Here is a 16,181-nt window from a genome sequence, read left to right on the forward strand (position 1 = left end):
CGGACGCCTACGGCCACGGCGCGGTGCGGTGCGCGCGCGCCGCCCGCGAGGCCGGTGCCGCCTGGCTCGGCACGGCCCTGCCCGAGGAGGCGCTGGCGCTGCGCGCCGCGGGCGACACCGGCCGGCTGATGTGCTGGCTGTGGACACCGGGCGGGCCCTGGCGGCGCGCGATAGAGCAGGACATCGACGTCTCGGTCAGCGGCATGTGGGCACTGCGTGAGGTGTGCGCCGCCGCACGGGAGGCCGGCCGGCCCGCCCGCGTCCAGCTCAAGGCCGACACCGGCCTCGGCCGCAACGGCTGCCAGCCCGCCGACTGGCCGGAACTGACCGCCGCCGCCCGCGCCGCCGAGAACGACGGCCTGCTCACCGTCACCGGCGTCTGGTCGCACTTCGCCTGCGCCGACGAGCCCGGCCACCCCTCGATCGCCGCCCAGCTCACCGCGTTCCACGAGGCACTGGCGGGCGCCGAGGCCGCCGGCCTGCGCCCCGAGGTGCGGCACATCGCCAACACCCCCGCGCTGCTCACCCTCCCCGAGGCCCACTTCGACCTCGTCCGTTCCGGTATCGGGGTCTACGGTGTCTCGCCCGCGCCCGAGATCGGCGCGGCGGCGGACTTCGGGCTGCGCCCGGCGATGACGCTGGAGGCGTGGCTGGCGTCGGTCAAGCACGTCCCCGGGAACCACGGCGTCTCCTACGGGCACCACTACACGACCCCCGGGGAGACCACCCTGGCGCTGGTGCCCCTCGGGTACGCCGACGGCATCCCGCGTCACGCCTCCGGCGCCGCGCCGGTGCTGGTCGGCGGCAAGCTGCGGACCGTCGCGGGGCGGATCGCCATGGACCAGTTCGTCGTCGACCTCGGCGGCGACGACGCCCGCGCCGGGGACCGCGCGGTGCTGTTCGGGCCCGGCGACGACGGTGAGCCGACCGCCGAGGACTGGGCGCGGGCGGCCGGAACCATCGCCTACGAGATCGTCACCCGGATCGGGAAGCGCGTCCCGCGCGTCCATGTGGACAGCGCCCCCGAGGGCGGCGCGCCCGGCCAGGAGGACCAAGGGGGAACAGGATGAATGAGGGCGAGGAGATCGCGGCGCGGGCCGCGGAGGCGGCGGCCAAGGGCCGGCGGGCGGGCCGGCAGGCCGGTATCGCCGGGGCCCTGGTGGGGATGCTGGCCGCCGGGGCCGCCGCGGGCGTCGCCATGGAGCGGGCCACGGTGGGGCGCGGGATGCGCCGCCAGGCGCGGCTGGAACTGGACGCCGCCGGCCCGTACGGCACGGTGCGCGGCACCCCCGCCACCGTCGTCGCCGAGGACGGCACCGAGCTGTACTACGAGGTCGACGAGCCCCACGAGCACCGGCCCCGCAGCGACGGTGACGGGGAGATCGCCGCGCGGCTGGCCGCCGCCCGCGGGCGCGGCCGGGCCCCCACCCTGGTCTTCAGCCACGGCTACTGCCTCAACCAGGACGCCTGGCACTTCCAGCGTGCCTCCCTGCGCGGCGCCGTCCGCACCGTCCACTGGGACCAGCGCAGCCACGGCCGCTCCGAACGCGGCCGCTCCCAGACCGACGGCACGGTCCCCGTCACCATCGACCTGCTCGGCCGTGACCTGCGCACGGTGCTGGACGCGGCGGTCCCCGAGGGCCCGATCGTGCTGGTCGGGCACTCCATGGGCGGGATGACGGTGATGGCGCTGGCCGACCAGTTCCCCGAGTACGTCGCGGAACGCGTGATCGGCATCGCGTTGATCGGCACCTCGGCGGGCAAGCTCAGCGAGGTCGCCTTCGGGCTGCCGTCGCTGGGTGGCAAGGTCTTCCACCGCGTCGCGCCGGGCGTCCTGCGGGCCCTGGGCGCCCAGCACGAACTGGTCGAGCGCGGGCGGCGGGCCACCGCGGACCTCTTCGCCGGGATCATCAAGCGCTACTCGTTCGGTACGCCGCACGAGGTCGACGCCGGGGTGGCGCGGTTCGCGGAACGGCTGATCGAGTCGACGCCGATCGATGTGGTCGCCGAGTTCTTCCCGGCGTTCGCCACCCACGACAAGGCCGCTTCCCTGGTCGCGTACGACACCACGCCCGCCCTGGTCCTGGCCGGTGAGGAGGACCTGATCACCCCGGCCGACCACAGCCAGGCGATCGCCGAGCTGCTGCCCTCCGCCGAGCTGCTGCGCATCCCGGGCGCCGGGCACATGGTGATGCTGGAGCGGCCGGAGCTGGTCACCGAGCGACTGGTGGTGCTGCTGGAACGGGCGGTGGCGGCGTCCCGGCGTTCCCGGACGAAGCGGGCGTGACCGCCCGGCCCCGGCCCGTACCATGTGCGGCATGAGCACCACCGGCACCACCACCCATGTCACCGTCAAGTCGCCCGACCGGATGCAGGAGTTGGGTCGCAGACTCGCGGCGCTGCTGCGCCCCGGCGATCTGGTGCTGCTCACCGGTGAACTGGGCGCGGGCAAGACGACGCTGACCCGCGGCCTGGGGGAGGGCCTGGGCGTGCGGGGCGCGGTGACCTCCCCGACCTTCGTCATCGCCCGGGTGCACCCCTCGCTGACCGGCGGCCCCGCGCTGGTGCACGTCGACGCGTACCGGCTCGGCGGCGGTCTGGACGAGATGGAGGACCTCGACCTCGATGTGTCGCTGCCGGAGTCGGTGGTGGTCGTCGAGTGGGGTGACGGCAAGGTCGAGGAGCTGTCGGACGACCGGCTGCACGTGGTGATCGGGCGCGCGATGGGGGCGCACGCCCCGGCCCCCGCCACCGACGACGACATCTACGGGACGGAGGTGGCCGATGTGCGTGAGGTGACGGTCACCGGCATCGGCGCGCGCTGGGCGGACGCCGATCTGACCGGCCTGACGGTGGACTGACCCGCACGTTCCGGGGAAACCGCGCCGCCTCCATGGTCCCTTCCGTCCCGACTTTCCGACAAGCTGTCGGTAACGTGTTGCGCGGGCGGTGCCGCGCATGGTGACATGGGAGGACGGACGGAAGTGAGGTACGCCTAAGTTCCGGCCCGGCCCCGCGTGGCCGGCGCGTCGCTTCCGTCGCTCGCCCCAGGAGCCCGGGAGGCGTCCATGGCCCACCAGCCCGCAGCCGACACGGCCCGGCGCGATGAGCAGGACGCGCCGAGGCAGCAGCCGACCATGAACCAACTGCTCGCCGCCTGCGCCGCGGCCAGCGCCGTCTCCACCCCGCCCACGCCACCCGCCGCCCGCCCCGTCACCGGGACGGACACGCCCGCGCCCCCGTCGGCGGAGGAGCGCGACGCGGCATAGCCCGTACGGCGGACGACGGGGACCGCCGGACGGTCCCACCGCCGCACGCCGGGAACGGCCCTGCGCGAGCCGCCCCCGACGCCGCCCTCTCAGGCGACGACCACGACCTTCGTCCCCTGCAACGCGAAGTCCCACAGGGCCGCGCCGTCCTCGCGCGACTCCCGGATGCCGCCCGTCTTCTGCGCCGGGTCCGCCTTCGGCTTCGACCCGTCCACCGCCGCGCTGAAGCCGATCACCACCCCGTCGACGCTGGTGAACCGCACCACGTGCTCGATCGCGACCCCGTCCGAGCCGGTGACGCTCACCGACCGCGAGGTGACCGCGTACGTCCCCATCGGCGGGCTGACCGTGCTCGGCGTCACCGAGAACGTCCGGACGGCCTTCTCGTCCGCGCCGACCAGCCAGACCCGCTGGGCGCCGAGCGCGTAGACGACCCGGGTGCCGGTGCCGGACGCCTCGGGGACCGCGGGCGGCGCAGGGCGCGGCTTCGGCTTCGCGGACGGCTCCTTCGGCGCGTTGTGCCCGCCCTTGCGGTGCTCGGCGAGCGACGCCGGCGCGGACGCCGCGGCCTGGTAGCCCAGCACACCGACCGCGATGACGGCTCCCGCGGTGAGCGCGGTGACGATCAAGCTGCTCCTGGAGGCCACCGTGGTGCCACCCCTCCGTCTTTCGTGCGGACCCGACGCCGCGTCCCGGCGGTCGTATTGGCTGATTACGCGCCGACCGTAGCACCGGACAGGGCACCGTCCGCCGAGCCGTAGGCTTGAGGCGTGCTGCTGCTAGCTCTTGACACCGCCACCCCCGCCGTCACCGTCGCCCTGCACGACGGCTCCCGGGTCCTCGCCGCCTCCTCCCAGGTGGACGCCCGGCGGCACGGCGAACTGCTGCTGCCCGCCGTCGACCGGGTACTGGCCGAGGCCGGACGCGCGCTCGACGAGGTCAGCGACATCGTGGTCGGCGTCGGGCCCGGCCCCTACACCGGCCTGCGCGTCGGCCTGGTGACCGCGGCGACGTTCGGGGCCGCCCTCGACGTCCCCGTCCGCGGCCTGTGCTCGCTCGACGGCCTCGCGTACGCGACGGGTCTGGACGAGCCCTTCGTGGTGGCCACCGACGCCCGCCGCAAGGAGGTCTACTGGGCGCGCTACGCCGACGCCCGCACCAGGATCACCGAACCGGCCGTCGACCGTCCCGCCGACCTCGCCACCGAGATGGCCGGGGTGCCGGCCGTGGGCGCGGGCGCGCTGCTGTACGACACGGTGTTCACCGGCGTCCTCCGGGACGGCCCCGAGCACCAGTCGGCCGCCGCCCTCGCCTCGCTCGCCGCCGCGAAGCTCGCCGCGGGCGAGGAGTTCCTGCCCGACCGGCCGCTGTACCTGCGCCGCCCCGACGCGCAGGTCCCCGCCAACTACAAGGTGGTCACCCCCCGGTGACGGCCGCCGCCCACGGACAGCCGGCCGGCGCGCACGGCGCCGGTGACGTGACGCTGCGCGAGATGCGCTGGTGGGACCTGGACGCCGTGCTGGAGCTGGAGCGCGAGCTGTTCCCCGAGGACGCCTGGTCGGCCGGCATGTTCTGGTCCGAGCTGGCACACGCCCGCGGCTCCGGCGCCAACCGCCGCTATGTCGTCGCCGAACGCGACGGCCGCCTCGTCGGCTACGCCGGACTCGCCGCCGTCGGCGGCACCGGCGACGTCCAGACCATCGCCACCGCACGCGACCAGTGGGGCAGCGGCCTCGGCTCCCGGCTGCTGACCGAGCTGCTGTCGGCCGCCACCGCCTTCGAGTGCCGCGAGGTGCTGCTGGAGGTCCGCGTCGACAACGTCCGCGCCCAGCGCCTCTACGCCCGCTTCGGCTTCGAGCCGATCGGCGTCCGCCGCGGCTACTACCAGCCCGGCAACGTCGACGCCCTCGTCATGCGGCTGACCACCGCCCCCTGTGAACCGTCCGACCCTCTCGCACAAGGAACACCGACCCATGGCTGACGAACCGCTCGTCCTCGGCATCGAGACCTCCTGCGACGAGACCGGTGTCGGCATCGTCCGCGGGCACACCCTCCTCGCCGACGCGGTCGCCTCCAGCGTCGAGGAACACGCCCGCTTCGGCGGCGTGGTGCCCGAGGTCGCCTCCCGCGCCCACCTGGAGGCGATGGTCCCCACCATCCAGCGGGCCCTGAAGGAGGCCGGAGTCTCGGCCCGCGACCTGGACGGCATCGCCGTCACCGCGGGCCCCGGCCTGGCGGGCGCCCTGCTGGTCGGCGTCTCGGCGGCCAAGGCGTACGCCTACGCCCTCGGCAAGCCGCTCTACGGCGTCAACCACCTCGCCTCGCACATCTGCGTCGACCAGCTCGAACACGGCGCGCTCCCCGAGCCGACGATGGCCCTGCTGGTCTCCGGCGGCCACTCCTCCCTGCTGCTCGCCCCGGACATCACCGCCGACGTCCGCCCGCTGGGCGCGACCATCGACGACGCGGCGGGCGAGGCGTTCGACAAGGTGGCCCGCGTCCTCAACCTCGGCTTCCCCGGCGGCCCGGTCATCGACCGCTGGGCCCGCGAGGGCGACCCGGACGCCATCCGCTTCCCGCGCGGACTGACCGGCCCCCGCGACGCGCCCTACGACTTCTCCTTCTCCGGCCTCAAGACCGCGGTGGCCCGCTGGATCGAGGCCAAGCGCACGGCCGGCGAGGACGTCCCGGTCGCCGATGTCTCCGCCTCCTTCCAGGAGGCCGTGGTGGACGTCCTCACCCGCAAGGCCGTCCGCGCCTGCAAGGACCACGGCGTGGACCACCTCATGATCGGCGGCGGGGTCGCGGCCAACTCCCGGCTGCGGGCGATGGCCGAGCGGCGCTGCGAGGACGCCGGGATCACCCTGCGGGTGCCGCGTCCCAAGCTGTGCACCGACAACGGCGCGATGGTCGCCGCCCTCGGCGCCGAGATGGTCGCCCGCAACCGCGCCGCGTCCTCCTGGGACCTGCCCGCCGACTCGTCCCTCCCGGTCACCGAGCCGCACGTCCCCGGCACGCACCACCACCACGACCACGTCCACGAGCTGAGCCGCCAGAACCTCTACGGCTGAGCACCGCCCCACTCCCGAGCCGGCGCGTGGCCCCAGCACTTACCCTGGGGCCCACGGCACGGAGCGCGTACGGGGAGGCGGTTGACCGTGAACTGGTACTGGTGGGTTCTCATCTTCTTCCTGGCGGGCGGCTTCACGAAGGCCGCCGACACCGCCCGGACGGCGCTGCGCACCCGGCACGAGCGGAAGATGGAACGCCTGGAATCCGCCCGCCGGGAACGTAAGGAACTGGCCGAGGCCGGCAAACCGCCGGAGCCCGTGTGCGGCTGCGACCACCACCTCGCCAAGCACGACAAGCAGGGCAAGTGCCACGAGATGACCCAGGTGCCGGTCGCCTGGGGCGCCGACCGGCAGCCGGAGCGGTACGAGGCCCGGCAGTGCACCTGCCAGCAGTACGTCGGCCCCCAGCCGCTCTCCCAGGTCTACGCCGAGGACCTCACCGACCGGGCCTGATCAGCGCGTCCCGCCCGCCGGGTGCCCCAGCAGCATCGCCGGGGCGCCCGCGACGCGGGTGAGGAAGACGGTGCAGCCGTGCGGTCCGGAGAGCTTGAGCTTCTTGCGCAGCTCCTCCGGTTCGACCGCCGAACCCCGCTTCTTGATCACCGCGACGCCGACGCCACGCTCGCGCAGCAGCGCCCGCAGACGTTTCACGTGGAACGGCAGAACGTCCGTGATCGCGTAGGCGGTGGCGTACGGCGTCTCCACGAGCGTGTCCGAGGTCAGGTAGGCGATCGTCGGGTCGATCAGCCGGCCGCCGGTCTCCCGGGCGACATCGGCGACCAGATGGGCGCGGATGACGGCGCCGTCCGGCTCGTACAGCCAGCCGCCGACCGGGCCGGGCTCCGGGTCCGGCAGCCCGGCGCCGAGCAGGGACGCGCCCGACGGCAGCAGGGTGGCGCGCCGCCCGCCGGGCCGCAGGCCCCGCTCAGCGCCGCCGAACCACACCACGGCCTCCTTCACGTCCCCGCCGTCGGAGATCCACTCCGTCTCGGCGTCCTCGGGCAGCGCCTCGTGCGGCACCCCGGGCGCGATCTTCAGCGCGGCGCAGGGCGCCGAGCGCGCCGCCTCGACGGCCCAGGACAGCGGCGGCGCGTACGCCTCGGGGTCGAAGATCCGGCCGCCCCGGGCCTTGGTCCGGCGCGCCGGGTCGGCGAACACCGCGTCGTACCCGGCCGTGTCCACGTCCGTCACGTCCGCGCAGCGCACCTCGATCAGCCCGTCGAGCCCCAGCGCCTCGGCGTTGGCCCGCGCCGCCGCGCAGGCCAGCGGGTCCTTGTCGACGGCGAGTACGGAGATCCCGGCGCGGGCCAGCGCGAGCGCGTCGCCGCCGATGCCGCAGCACAGGTCGGCCAGCGTACGGACGCCCATCGCGGCGAGCCGGGCGGCGCGGTGCTCGGCGACGGCCGTACGGGTGGACTGCTCGACGCCGTTGGGCGTGAAGTACATGCGCCCGGCGTCCGCGCCGAACTTGGCGGCGGCCCGCTGCCGCAGCCGCGCCTGCCCGAGGGCCGCGGACACCAGGGGCGCGGGGTGGTCGCGGCGCAGCCGGGTCGCGGTGGCCAGTTCGTCGGCCGGGTCGTGGTCGCGGAGCGCGTCCAGCAGCTCCTGGCCCTCGGGGGTGAGCAGTGCGGTGAAGGCGTCGAGATCGGTCACCCGGCCCATCATCCCCGCCCGGCCCCGGGCGGCGCACCGCGGACCGGGCCGGGGCCTGTCGCTCAAACCCCGCCCGCCCCGGAGCGGCGGTCCCTACTCCTCGGTGCCGTCGCTGTCGGGCGCCCCGCGGCGGCGCCGCCCGCGCCGGCCCCGTCCGGAGGAGGCGCCGACCGGTTCGCGGCGGCGCTGGGCGCTGTCGCTGATGCGGAGCAGGATGGCGATCATGCCCCAGTTGGCGACGAGGGACGAGCCGCCCTTGGCGAGGAACGGCAGGGCCTTGCCGGTGAGGGGGATGAGGCCGGTGACGCCGCCGGAGACGACGAAGACCTGGAGCAGCAGGGCGCCCGCGAGGCCGACGGCGAGGAGCTTGCCGAAGGGGTCGCGGGCGGCCATCCCGGCCCGCAGCCCGCGCTGGCCGAGCAGGGCGTAGAGCAGGAGGACGGCCATCACACCGGCCAGCCCCAGTTCCTCGCCGACGGTGGTGAGGATGAAGTCGCTGTTGCCAGCGAAGCCGATCAGCTCGGGGTGGCCCTGGCCGAGGCCGGTGCCGCTGATGCCGCCGCTGCCGAAGCTGAAGAGGGCTTGGCCCAGCTGGTCGGACATCCCCTCCGCGACGCCCTCCTTGGTGAACGCCCGCATCGGGTCGAGCCAGGCGGTGACCCGGCCGTGGACATGGGGTTCGAGGGTGCCGACGACGCCCGCGCCGACGACGGCCATCAGCAGGCCGCACACCACCCAGCCGGTCCGCCGGGTCGCCACGTACAGCATCATCACGAAGACGCCGAAGAAGATCAGCGAGGTGCCCAGGTCGCGTTCGAAGACCAGCACCAGGAGGCTGATGACCCAGATGGTGAAGATCGGGCCGAGCTGGCGGCCGGGCGGGAGCTGGACGCCCATGAAGCGGCGGCCGATCAGCGCGAGCGCGTCCTTGTTGACGGTCAGATAGCCCGCGAAGAACACCGCGATCATGATCTTCACGAACTCGCCGGGCTGGAGCGACATCGGCCCCAGGAAGATCCACCGCTTGGCGCCGTAGGTGTCCGCGCGGGAGAAGACCGGGGCGATCAGCAGGACCAGGGCGACGGCCATCGTCAGATAGATGTAGCGCTGGAGCGTCCGGTGGTCGCGCAGCACGATGAGGATGCCGATGCAGACCGCGACCCCGATGACCGTCCACACCAGCTGCCCGCTCGCCGCGGGTTGCTGTTTGAGGAACGGTTTGTCGATGTAGGTGATGTCGAGGCGGTGCATCAGGACGAGCCCGAGCCCGGTCAGCAGGGTGGCCAGCGGCAGGATCAGCGGGTCGGCGCGGGGCGCGAAGCGGCGGACGACCAGGTGCGGCACCAGCGCCACACAGGCCATGGAGAGGGCGAAGCCCGCCAGGCCGTCGGGCAGCCGGCCCTTCATCGACAGGCCGGTGTACGCGTAGCCGAAGATCGTGATCACGGTGACGAGGGCGAGGAGCCATGCCTCGGTCCTGCGGCGGTCCGGGGCCTGGGACAGCGCCTCGAAGCTCATCGTGCGCTCGGCGTCGTTCTCCTCCCCGCCTGCCGTGCGGGCGTGGCTCAGTCCTTGCACGGGGGTCCTCCGCCATCGTTTCGTCGGTCGGCGGACCCGACGGGGCGGGCCCGGACGTCGGCTCACAGTCGAAGGGGGAGACGACCGGGGTGGGGGCAGGGTTGCAAGGGGAGGGGCGGATGTGGCCGAGACGACATGTCAGCGGGCCGTTTTTCCGACTGGTGTGCGGATCGTGTGGGGCAGGTGTGCGGGCCCGGTGCGGACGGGAAGGGCGGGGGAGCGGATTCGTCGCGGCTCGACTGGCACTCCGCTTGACCGAGTGCTAACCGCGTCATAGTCTCGGCGTTGGCACTCTCCACCGGGGAGTGCCAAACACAGCGACGGGCAGGTCCGGCACCCGCGACGACGGATCGACCTGGTCGCCACCTCAGACAGTTAACCCCGTGAGATCTCCGAAGGGGGAGGTCGGATCGTGACGACCGCCAGCTCCAAGGTTGCCATCAAGCCGCTCGAGGACCGCATTGTGGTCCAGCCGCTCGACGCCGAGCAGACCACGGCTTCGGGCCTGGTCATTCCGGACACCGCCAAGGAGAAGCCCCAGGAGGGCGTCGTCCTGGCCGTCGGTCCGGGCCGCGTCGAGGACGGCAAGCGCGTCGAGCTCGACGTGAACGTCGGCGACGTCGTGCTCTACAGCAAGTACGGCGGCACCGAGGTGAAGTACAACAACGAGGACTACCTCGTTCTCTCGGCCCGCGACGTGCTCGCGATCGTCGAGAAGTAATTCACCCCAGCTTTTTCTGATCTGCGCCCCGGCCTCCCGTGTCTGAACAACCGGGCGCCGGGGCGCAGTTCGTCGAGAGGACTTGAAACACCCCATGGCGAAGATCCTGAAGTTCGACGAGGACGCCCGTCGCGCCCTTGAGCGCGGCGTCAACAAGCTTGCCGACACGGTCAAGGTCACCATCGGCCCCAAGGGCCGCAACGTCGTCATCGACAAGAAGTTCGGCGCGCCGACCATCACCAACGACGGTGTCACGATCGCCCGCGAGGTCGAGGTCGACGACCCGTACGAGAACCTGGGCGCCCAGCTCGTCAAGGAGGTGGCGACCAAGACCAACGACATCGCGGGTGACGGCACCACCACCGCCACCGTGCTGGCCCAGGCGCTGGTCCGCGAGGGCCTGCGCAACGTCGCCGCCGGCGCCTCCCCCGCCGCCCTGAAGAAGGGCATCGACGCCGCGGTCAAGGCCGTCTCCGACGACCTGATCGCCACCGCCCGCCCGATCGAGGAGAAGTCCGACATCGCGGCCGTCGCCGCCCTGTCCGCCCAGGACAAGCAGGTCGGCGAGCTGATCGCCGAGGCGATGGACAAGGTCGGCAAGGACGGTGTCATCACCGTCGAGGAGTCCAACACCTTCGGTCTGGAGCTGGACTTCACCGAGGGCATGGCCTTCGACAAGGGCTACCTCTCCCCGTACATGGTCACCGACCAGGAGCGGATGGAGGCCGTCCTGGAGGACCCGTACATCCTCATCCACCAGGGCAAGATCGCCGCGATCCAGGACCTGCTGCCGCTGCTGGAGAAGGTCATCCAGGCCGGTGGCTCCAAGCCGCTGCTGATCATCGCCGAGGACGTCGAGGGCGAGGCCCTGTCGACCCTGGTCGTCAACAAGATCCGCGGCACCTTCAACGCGGTGGCCGTCAAGGCCCCCGGCTTCGGTGACCGCCGCAAGGCGATGCTCCAGGACATGGCCACCCTCACCGGCGCCACCGTCATCGCCGAGGAGGTCGGCCTCAAGCTCGACCAGGCCGGTCTGGACGTGCTGGGCACCGCCCGCCGTGTGACCGTCACCAAGGACGACACCACCATCGTCGACGGTGGCGGCAAGTCCGAGGACGTCGCGGGCCGCGTCGCGCAGATCAAGTCCGAGATCGAGACCACGGACTCCGACTGGGACCGCGAGAAGCTCCAGGAGCGCCTCGCCAAGCTCGCCGGTGGCGTCTGCGTCATCCGTGTGGGCGCGGCCACCGAGGTCGAGCTCAAGGAGAAGAAGCACCGTCTGGAGGACGCCATCTCCGCGACCCGCGCCGCGGTCGAGGAGGGCATCGTCTCCGGTGGTGGCTCCGCGCTGGTCCACGCCGTCAAGGTGCTGGACGGCAACCTGGGCAAGGAGGGCGACGAGGCCACCGGTGTCGCCGTCGTCCGCCGCGCCGCCGTCGAGCCGCTGCGCTGGATCGCGGAGAACGCGGGCCTGGAGGGCTACGTGATCACCGCCAAGGTCGCCGAGCAGGACAAGGGCCAGGGCTTCAACGCCGCCACCGGCGAGTACGGCGACCTGGTCAAGGCCGGCGTCATCGACCCGGTCAAGGTCACCCGCTCCGCCCTGGAGAACGCCGCCTCCATCGCCTCGCTGCTGCTGACGACCGAGACCCTGGTCGTCGAGAAGCCCGCCGAGGAGGAGCCCGCCGAGGCCGGCCACGGCCACGGCCACGCCCACTGAGCAGGCCCTCCACCGGCCGCGCCGGTAGCGCCGCACGAGGCCCGGTCCCCGCACCACGCGGGGGCCGGGCCTCGGCCATATCCGGGGACGGGCGGCCGGGGGCTGTGTGACCGGTTGTCGCCCTGCCTCGCGCTATGCGGTGGGCGAAGCGCCGTCCCCGCCGCCGCCGTCCTCGTCCTCCGCGTCGAGGTCGTCCGCCAACTGCTGCAAGCGGGCGCCCCGGCTCTCCGACACCCGGTGCACGTCGGTCAGAGCGCCGTTCAAGTCGTGGGCCAGCAGGTGGATTTCACCGGCGTCCACGCGCAGGAGGCGAGAGTACGGCGGGCTTCCTCGATAAGGGCGGCCGCCGACTTCATCTGCTCCGCCTCCATCCGGTCGGCGAGCCGGGAGACGCGCCCGGTCCCGGTGCCGCCGATGAGGTAGCACGGCTTCCCGTCGGAGCTGGTCCACGGCAGCAGCCGCGCACGGTTCATGGGGGTCATCGGGCGGCCACCGCCATTTCGCGGAGCAGGTTCGGTCCGGCGGCGACGCCGTGAGCCGCTGACCGCAGTTCGCGCCGCCGTGCCTGCCGCATGCCGCGTTCCTGCCGTTCCGGGGACGTGAGGACGTAGGGACGTACCAAGGGGACTCCCTTGCTTTGCGGTGCGGGGTCGGGCGCGAACGCCGGACGCGCGGTCGGCGCGCCCGCGTGGCGTCCAACGGGTCGCGGGCCTGCGGCCCGGTGACAGCCCTGGGCGGGTAGCAGCTGGGCAAGCAGCATTTCGAAGATCGTTCGGATGATGCGAAGCAAGTCGTCAACCTCCGTGCGGTGGAAGGCCCTCGCCTCGGGGTGGCGCCAGACGGGCCCTTTTGTGCGTCGGTGAACGTGCCGGTTCGGCGCCTCGGTCCGATGCCGGGTGCCGTCTGCGGCCAAGTGAAGCGCAACATCTCTAGAGATGGCAATGTTTCTCTAGAGATGTCGTCCATAAAGGTGAGTACCTGCTGCGCGGGCGAACAGGCGGTCTAGGGTGTCCAGAGATCAGGAAGGAGGGCGTATGGCCGCCAAGGGCAACGGCCGTCAGCCGAAATACCAGCGCATTGCTGAGGCGCTGAAGGAGGCGGTCAGGGCCGGCGACTACGGCCCCGGCGATCGACTTCCCGGCGAGAACGACCTCATGGCCACATATCAAGTCGCCCGGATGACTGCTCGGCAGGCACTGGGCGTCCTGCGGAACGAGGGAGTCGCGGAGTCGCGCAAGGGTGCGGGCGTCTTCGTCCGCGACTTCCGGCCGTTGCGGCGGCGTGGTGTCCAGCGACTCGCGCGGGAGCAGTGGGGAGAGGGCCGGTCCATCTGGTCGGCCGATGCCGGCGAGCGGGATCTGGTCGTCGATCAGGTCGTCGTCGGCGAGGCGGCGGCGCCCGTGGCCGTCGCGGACGTGCTGGGGATCGGCCCGCGCGAGGCGGTGTGCGTGCGCAGCCGCCGGTTCGTCCTCGACGGCAAGCCGGTGCTGCTGGCCACGAGCTATCTGCCGGCCGCTCTGGTGGCAGGTTCGGAGATCGCCCAGGAGGACACCGGTCCCGGTGGCATCTACGCCCGCTTGGCCGAACTGGGATGCAAACCCGTGCACTTCCGGGAGGAGATCCGCAGCCGGATGCCGTCCCGGGACGAGGCGGACCGGCTGTGCCTCAGTGCGGGCACGCCGGTGATCATCATTGTCCGCACCGCTTTCGCGGACGGTGGTCGCCCCGTCGAGGTGAACGAGATGATCCTGGACTCGGCCGCGTACGTGCTCGAATACGACTTCGAGGCGTAACGGTGGTGGGTGGTGCCGCGCTTGCCGTCACGGCATCTGCGCCCGCCCGGCAGAACGGAGGCCCGACCCCCGCACCACGCGGAGGCCGGGCCTCGGCCGTACCGGGGACGGGCCGGACGCTGCGGGAAGGCCGGGGCCCCCGCCGTCGGCCCTACTTCCGCTTCGCCTTCGCGCGGGCCGCGGCCCAGCGTTCTTCCTCCTCCTCCCACAGGCGGCGCAGCTTCTCGGCCCGTTCGTCCAGTTCGATCGGCTCGTCCTCGTCGCGCCACAGGCCCTGTTCCTTGAGCTGGCGGGCCTGTACCTCGACCGGTGGCTCGGGGTCGAAGTCGGAGGGGCGGGGGCCCTCGGGGCCGTCCGGGCCGATGCGGATCAGCCGCTCGGCGCGGGTGATGCGGTAGCGGACGCCGGCGCAGGTCGCGGTGTTGTTGCGCTTCTCGTCGAGGCGGTCGGCGACCCGGGCGTACTCCGCGCGTTCCTCGGGGCCGAGGTCGAGGGTGAACGGGGCCATCACCCGCAGCCACCGGGCCAGCGAGTCCCGGGCGTCCTGCGGGGTCCAGTGCGAGGCGCCCGGGTCGTGCGCCCGCCACTTCCCGTCGACCCGTTCGGCGACGAGGAAGACGGCGGGGAGCAGCACGCCGCCCGGATGGGTGAGGCAGGCGCGCCGGGCGTCCTCCTTCATCTCGGCGGGCGCGCCGGAGGCGGCGCCCACGAACTGGACGAGGTCGAACTTGAGGATGCCGTCGGACAGGCCGGTGCTGGTGTACGGGTCGATGACCAGGCCCTTGGTGCGGGACGGCAGGCGGTACGCCTCGCCGACCTCGCCCGGGTCCGGGTCGGAGGGGCGCGGCGGCTCGGGGCCGCTGCTGCCCATCCGGATGAAGCGGGACGCCCGCGCGATGCGGAACCGGTTGCCCAGGACGGTCAGTTCGTCGACGACCTCCCGGTCCATGCGTCCGGCGGCGGCCATCCACTTGCGCCGCGCCTTCTCGTCCCCGGCCTCGCGGGCCTTCTGGGCGCGCCGCCGGAACTCGGAGCCGAGGCTGTCCCGGGCGCCCTGCGGGGTGTCGGTGCTGTACGCGGACAGCTCCCAGCCGCCCGTCTCGCACTCCCGTGTGTGGAAGAACTCCGGCAGTCCCACGCCCATCAGGTCCGGGTAGCGTTCCCTGGCCTCCCACGCCTCCCGGTCCGCGAGCGCCGCGACGGGGTTGTCCTGGAGGCCGATGCGGATGGAGAGATAGGCGGGGATGCTGTCCTCGTAACTGCTCATGTACTCACCGTGCTCGGTGTGCGGGTCGCGCGCAGCGGATTTCACGTATTCATTGCCGTCAGGCGGAGTGGTCCAGGTCCTCCGGAAGGACGGGAGCGGCGAACGGCAGGCCGCGGGCACAGCGTTCGATCTCGTCGAGGGCGGCGTCGGCGAGGCGGTGCAGTTCACCGCCGAGGGACCCGGCGACATGCGGTGTCAGCAGCACGTTCGGCAGGTCGTACAGCGGTGAGTCGGGTGGCGGGGGCTCGGGTTCGGTGACGTCGAGGACGGCGTTGAGCCGGCCGGTCAGCAGCTCGGCGAGGAGTGCCGGATGGTCGATGAGCGAGCCGCGCGCCGTGTTGACGACGGTCGCCCCGTCGGGGAGCAGCGCGAGCTGACGGGCGCCGAGCAGCCGGTGGGTGGCGGGCAGTTGGGGCGCGTGCAGGGTGACGGTGTCGCTGTGCGCGCAGAGGGTGTCGAGGGGGACGGTCCGCACCCCGAGGCGGGCCGCCTCGGCCGCGTCGACGTACGGGTCGTGCAGCAGTACCCGCAGGTCGAAGGGGCGCAGCAGCTCGATGACCCGGCGGCCGGTGCGGGAGGCGCCGACGACGCCGACGGTGCGGCGGAAGTTGCCCGCGCCGGCCTCCATCTCGTAGAGCCAGTCACGGGGGGCGCGCAGGGCGCGGTGGCGGTGCGCGGCGTGCAGCACACGCTTGTGGGCGAAGAGGATCGCGGCGAGCGTGTACTCGGCGACCGGTACCGCGTTGACGGCCGCGGCGGAGGCGACGGCGATGCCGCGCTCCCAGCAGGCGCGCCCCAGCAGCCCCTTGACGGAGCCGGCGGCGTGGACGACGGCCCGCAGGGCGGGCGCCGAGTCCAGCGCGCGGGCGGTCAGCCGCGGGGCGCCCCAGCAGGTGAGCAGCACCTCGGCCCGGGACAGTGCTTCGGCCACTGGGGGGCGGGAATCGGCCAGATCGTGCGCGACGAGGGAAGGGTCAGTACGGGTGAGGGCGGTGAGCCGGGCGAGGTGCCGCGGGGCCAGCAGGCGTTCGGCGACACCAGGGCCCATGGCCAGCAGCAGCCGGGGCCGGGACGGCGGCGGGACGGGGGCGGGGCACATCGGGACACGG

At 73.2% G+C, this 16,181-nt stretch carries 18 protein-coding genes; 11 read left to right on the top strand and 7 right to left on the bottom strand.

Features of this window, described 5'->3' with window-relative positions; all coding sequences use genetic code 11:
- From alr to AC51EU_RS06435, 4 genes are all read left to right on the top strand, one after another.
- A partial coding sequence (gene alr / locus AC51EU_RS06420; protein ID WP_496265680.1) for an alanine racemase occupies positions 1 to 1,070 on the top strand: 1,070 nt, incomplete at its 5' end.
- A complete protein-coding gene (locus tag AC51EU_RS06425) occupies positions 1,067 to 2,287 on the top strand; it encodes an alpha/beta fold hydrolase (protein ID WP_496265681.1) in 1,221 nt (406 codons plus the stop codon). The genes alr and AC51EU_RS06425, both read left to right, overlap by 4 nt.
- 31 nt (positions 2,288 to 2,318) lie before the next feature.
- Positions 2,319 to 2,861, top strand: a complete 543-nt coding sequence (tsaE, locus tag AC51EU_RS06430; RefSeq protein ID WP_496265682.1) for a tRNA (adenosine(37)-N6)-threonylcarbamoyltransferase complex ATPase subunit type 1 TsaE — start codon at positions 2,319 to 2,321, stop codon at positions 2,859 to 2,861.
- A gap of 207 nt (positions 2,862 to 3,068) precedes the next feature.
- A complete protein-coding gene (locus tag AC51EU_RS06435; protein ID WP_496265683.1) occupies positions 3,069 to 3,269 on the top strand; it encodes a hypothetical protein in 201 nt (66 codons plus the stop codon).
- Positions 3,270 to 3,358: 89 nt separating this feature from the next.
- Here AC51EU_RS06435 and AC51EU_RS06440 read toward each other — a convergent pair whose 3' ends face one another.
- Complete coding sequence (locus AC51EU_RS06440; protein ID WP_496265684.1) at positions 3,359 to 3,916, bottom strand: hypothetical protein; 558 nt, start codon at positions 3,914 to 3,916, stop codon at positions 3,359 to 3,361.
- A gap of 123 nt (positions 3,917 to 4,039) precedes the next feature.
- Between AC51EU_RS06440 and tsaB the strand changes: the two genes are divergently transcribed.
- The 4 genes from tsaB to AC51EU_RS06460 all read left to right on the top strand — a co-directional run bounded on the left by tsaB (position 4,040) and on the right by AC51EU_RS06460 (position 6,793).
- Positions 4,040 to 4,699, top strand: a complete 660-nt coding sequence (tsaB, locus tag AC51EU_RS06445) for a tRNA (adenosine(37)-N6)-threonylcarbamoyltransferase complex dimerization subunit type 1 TsaB (protein ID WP_496265685.1) — start codon at positions 4,040 to 4,042, stop codon at positions 4,697 to 4,699.
- Positions 4,696 to 5,250, top strand: coding sequence for a ribosomal protein S18-alanine N-acetyltransferase (gene rimI, locus AC51EU_RS06450; RefSeq protein ID WP_496265686.1), 555 nt, complete (start codon positions 4,696 to 4,698; stop codon positions 5,248 to 5,250). The genes tsaB and rimI overlap by 4 nt, the downstream gene beginning before the upstream one ends.
- Positions 5,243 to 6,340, top strand: coding sequence for a tRNA (adenosine(37)-N6)-threonylcarbamoyltransferase complex transferase subunit TsaD (gene tsaD, locus AC51EU_RS06455; RefSeq protein ID WP_496265687.1), 1,098 nt, complete (start codon positions 5,243 to 5,245; stop codon positions 6,338 to 6,340). Before rimI ends, tsaD begins: the two co-directional genes overlap by 8 nt.
- A gap of 87 nt (positions 6,341 to 6,427) precedes the next feature.
- Positions 6,428 to 6,793 (top strand): hypothetical protein, encoded by a 366-nt coding sequence (locus AC51EU_RS06460; protein WP_496265688.1) that lies wholly within the window; start codon positions 6,428 to 6,430, stop codon positions 6,791 to 6,793.
- Here AC51EU_RS06460 and AC51EU_RS06465 read toward each other — a convergent pair whose 3' ends face one another.
- Together AC51EU_RS06465 and AC51EU_RS06470 are read right to left on the bottom strand one after the other, a co-directional pair.
- On the bottom strand, positions 6,794 to 8,002 hold the full coding sequence (locus AC51EU_RS06465; RefSeq protein WP_496265706.1) for a THUMP-like domain-containing protein: 1,209 nt from the start codon (positions 8,000 to 8,002) through the stop codon (positions 6,794 to 6,796).
- Between the two features lie 84 nt (positions 8,003 to 8,086).
- Positions 8,087 to 9,511 (bottom strand): FtsW/RodA/SpoVE family cell cycle protein, encoded by a 1,425-nt coding sequence (locus AC51EU_RS06470; protein ID WP_496265707.1) that lies wholly within the window; start codon positions 9,509 to 9,511, stop codon positions 8,087 to 8,089.
- A 472-nt stretch (positions 9,512 to 9,983) separates the two neighbouring features.
- Here AC51EU_RS06470 and groES point away from each other — a divergent pair, with 472 nt between their 5' ends.
- Positions 9,984 to 10,292, top strand: coding sequence for a co-chaperone GroES (groES, locus tag AC51EU_RS06475; RefSeq protein ID WP_496265689.1), 309 nt, complete (start codon positions 9,984 to 9,986; stop codon positions 10,290 to 10,292).
- Positions 10,293 to 10,386: 94 nt separating this feature from the next.
- A complete protein-coding gene (groL, locus tag AC51EU_RS06480) occupies positions 10,387 to 12,012 on the top strand; it encodes a chaperonin GroEL (protein WP_496265690.1) in 1,626 nt (541 codons plus the stop codon).
- A gap of 132 nt (positions 12,013 to 12,144) precedes the next feature.
- On the opposite strand, the gene AC51EU_RS06485 is transcribed toward groL, so the two are convergent.
- A complete protein-coding gene (locus AC51EU_RS06485; RefSeq protein ID WP_496265691.1) occupies positions 12,145 to 12,312 on the bottom strand; it encodes a hypothetical protein in 168 nt (55 codons plus the stop codon).
- Positions 12,273 to 12,494, bottom strand: coding sequence for a hypothetical protein (locus AC51EU_RS06490; protein WP_496265692.1), 222 nt, complete (start codon positions 12,492 to 12,494; stop codon positions 12,273 to 12,275). The genes AC51EU_RS06485 and AC51EU_RS06490 overlap by 40 nt, the downstream gene beginning before the upstream one ends.
- Positions 12,495 to 13,046: 552 nt before the next feature.
- Between AC51EU_RS06490 and AC51EU_RS06495 the strand changes: the two genes are divergently transcribed.
- On the top strand, positions 13,047 to 13,805 hold the full coding sequence (locus AC51EU_RS06495; protein ID WP_496265693.1) for a GntR family transcriptional regulator: 759 nt from the start codon (positions 13,047 to 13,049) through the stop codon (positions 13,803 to 13,805).
- Positions 13,806 to 13,956: 151 nt separating this feature from the next.
- On the opposite strand, the gene AC51EU_RS06500 is transcribed toward AC51EU_RS06495, so the two are convergent.
- Together AC51EU_RS06500 and AC51EU_RS06505 are read right to left on the bottom strand one after the other, a co-directional pair.
- On the bottom strand, positions 13,957 to 15,072 hold the full coding sequence (locus AC51EU_RS06500) for a DUF5954 family protein (RefSeq protein ID WP_496265694.1): 1,116 nt from the start codon (positions 15,070 to 15,072) through the stop codon (positions 13,957 to 13,959).
- Between the two features lie 58 nt (positions 15,073 to 15,130).
- On the bottom strand, positions 15,131 to 16,171 hold the full coding sequence (locus AC51EU_RS06505; protein ID WP_496265695.1) for a hydroxyacid dehydrogenase: 1,041 nt from the start codon (positions 16,169 to 16,171) through the stop codon (positions 15,131 to 15,133).
- Positions 16,172 to 16,181 lie beyond the last annotated feature (10 nt).

It is taken from the genome of Candidatus Streptomyces philanthi, assembly GCF_059553635.1.

Excerpts from the sequence above, each read along its gene's own strand:
- AC51EU_RS06425 (WP_496265681.1), top strand. The coding sequence starts at position 1,067 with ATGAATGAGGGCGAGGAGATCGCGGCGCGGGCCGCGGAGGCGGCGGCC.
- tsaE (WP_496265682.1), top strand. The coding sequence starts at position 2,319 with ATGAGCACCACCGGCACCACCACCCATGTCACCGTCAAGTCGCCCGAC.
- AC51EU_RS06435 (WP_496265683.1), top strand. The coding sequence starts at position 3,069 with ATGGCCCACCAGCCCGCAGCCGACACGGCCCGGCGCGATGAGCAGGAC.
- tsaD (WP_496265687.1), top strand. The coding sequence starts at position 5,243 with ATGGCTGACGAACCGCTCGTCCTCGGCATCGAGACCTCCTGCGACGAG.
- AC51EU_RS06465 (WP_496265706.1), bottom strand. The coding sequence starts at position 8,002 with ATGGGCCGGGTGACCGATCTCGACGCCTTCACCGCACTGCTCACCCCC.
- AC51EU_RS06470 (WP_496265707.1), bottom strand. The coding sequence starts at position 9,511 with ATGAGCTTCGAGGCGCTGTCCCAGGCCCCGGACCGCCGCAGGACCGAG.
- groL (WP_496265690.1), top strand. The coding sequence starts at position 10,387 with ATGGCGAAGATCCTGAAGTTCGACGAGGACGCCCGTCGCGCCCTTGAG.
- AC51EU_RS06490 (WP_496265692.1), bottom strand. The coding sequence starts at position 12,494 with ATGACCCCCATGAACCGTGCGCGGCTGCTGCCGTGGACCAGCTCCGAC.
- AC51EU_RS06495 (WP_496265693.1), top strand. The coding sequence starts at position 13,047 with ATGGCCGCCAAGGGCAACGGCCGTCAGCCGAAATACCAGCGCATTGCT.
- AC51EU_RS06500 (WP_496265694.1), bottom strand. The coding sequence starts at position 15,072 with ATGAGCAGTTACGAGGACAGCATCCCCGCCTATCTCTCCATCCGCATC.
- AC51EU_RS06505 (WP_496265695.1), bottom strand. The coding sequence starts at position 16,171 with ATGTGCCCCGCCCCCGTCCCGCCGCCGTCCCGGCCCCGGCTGCTGCTG.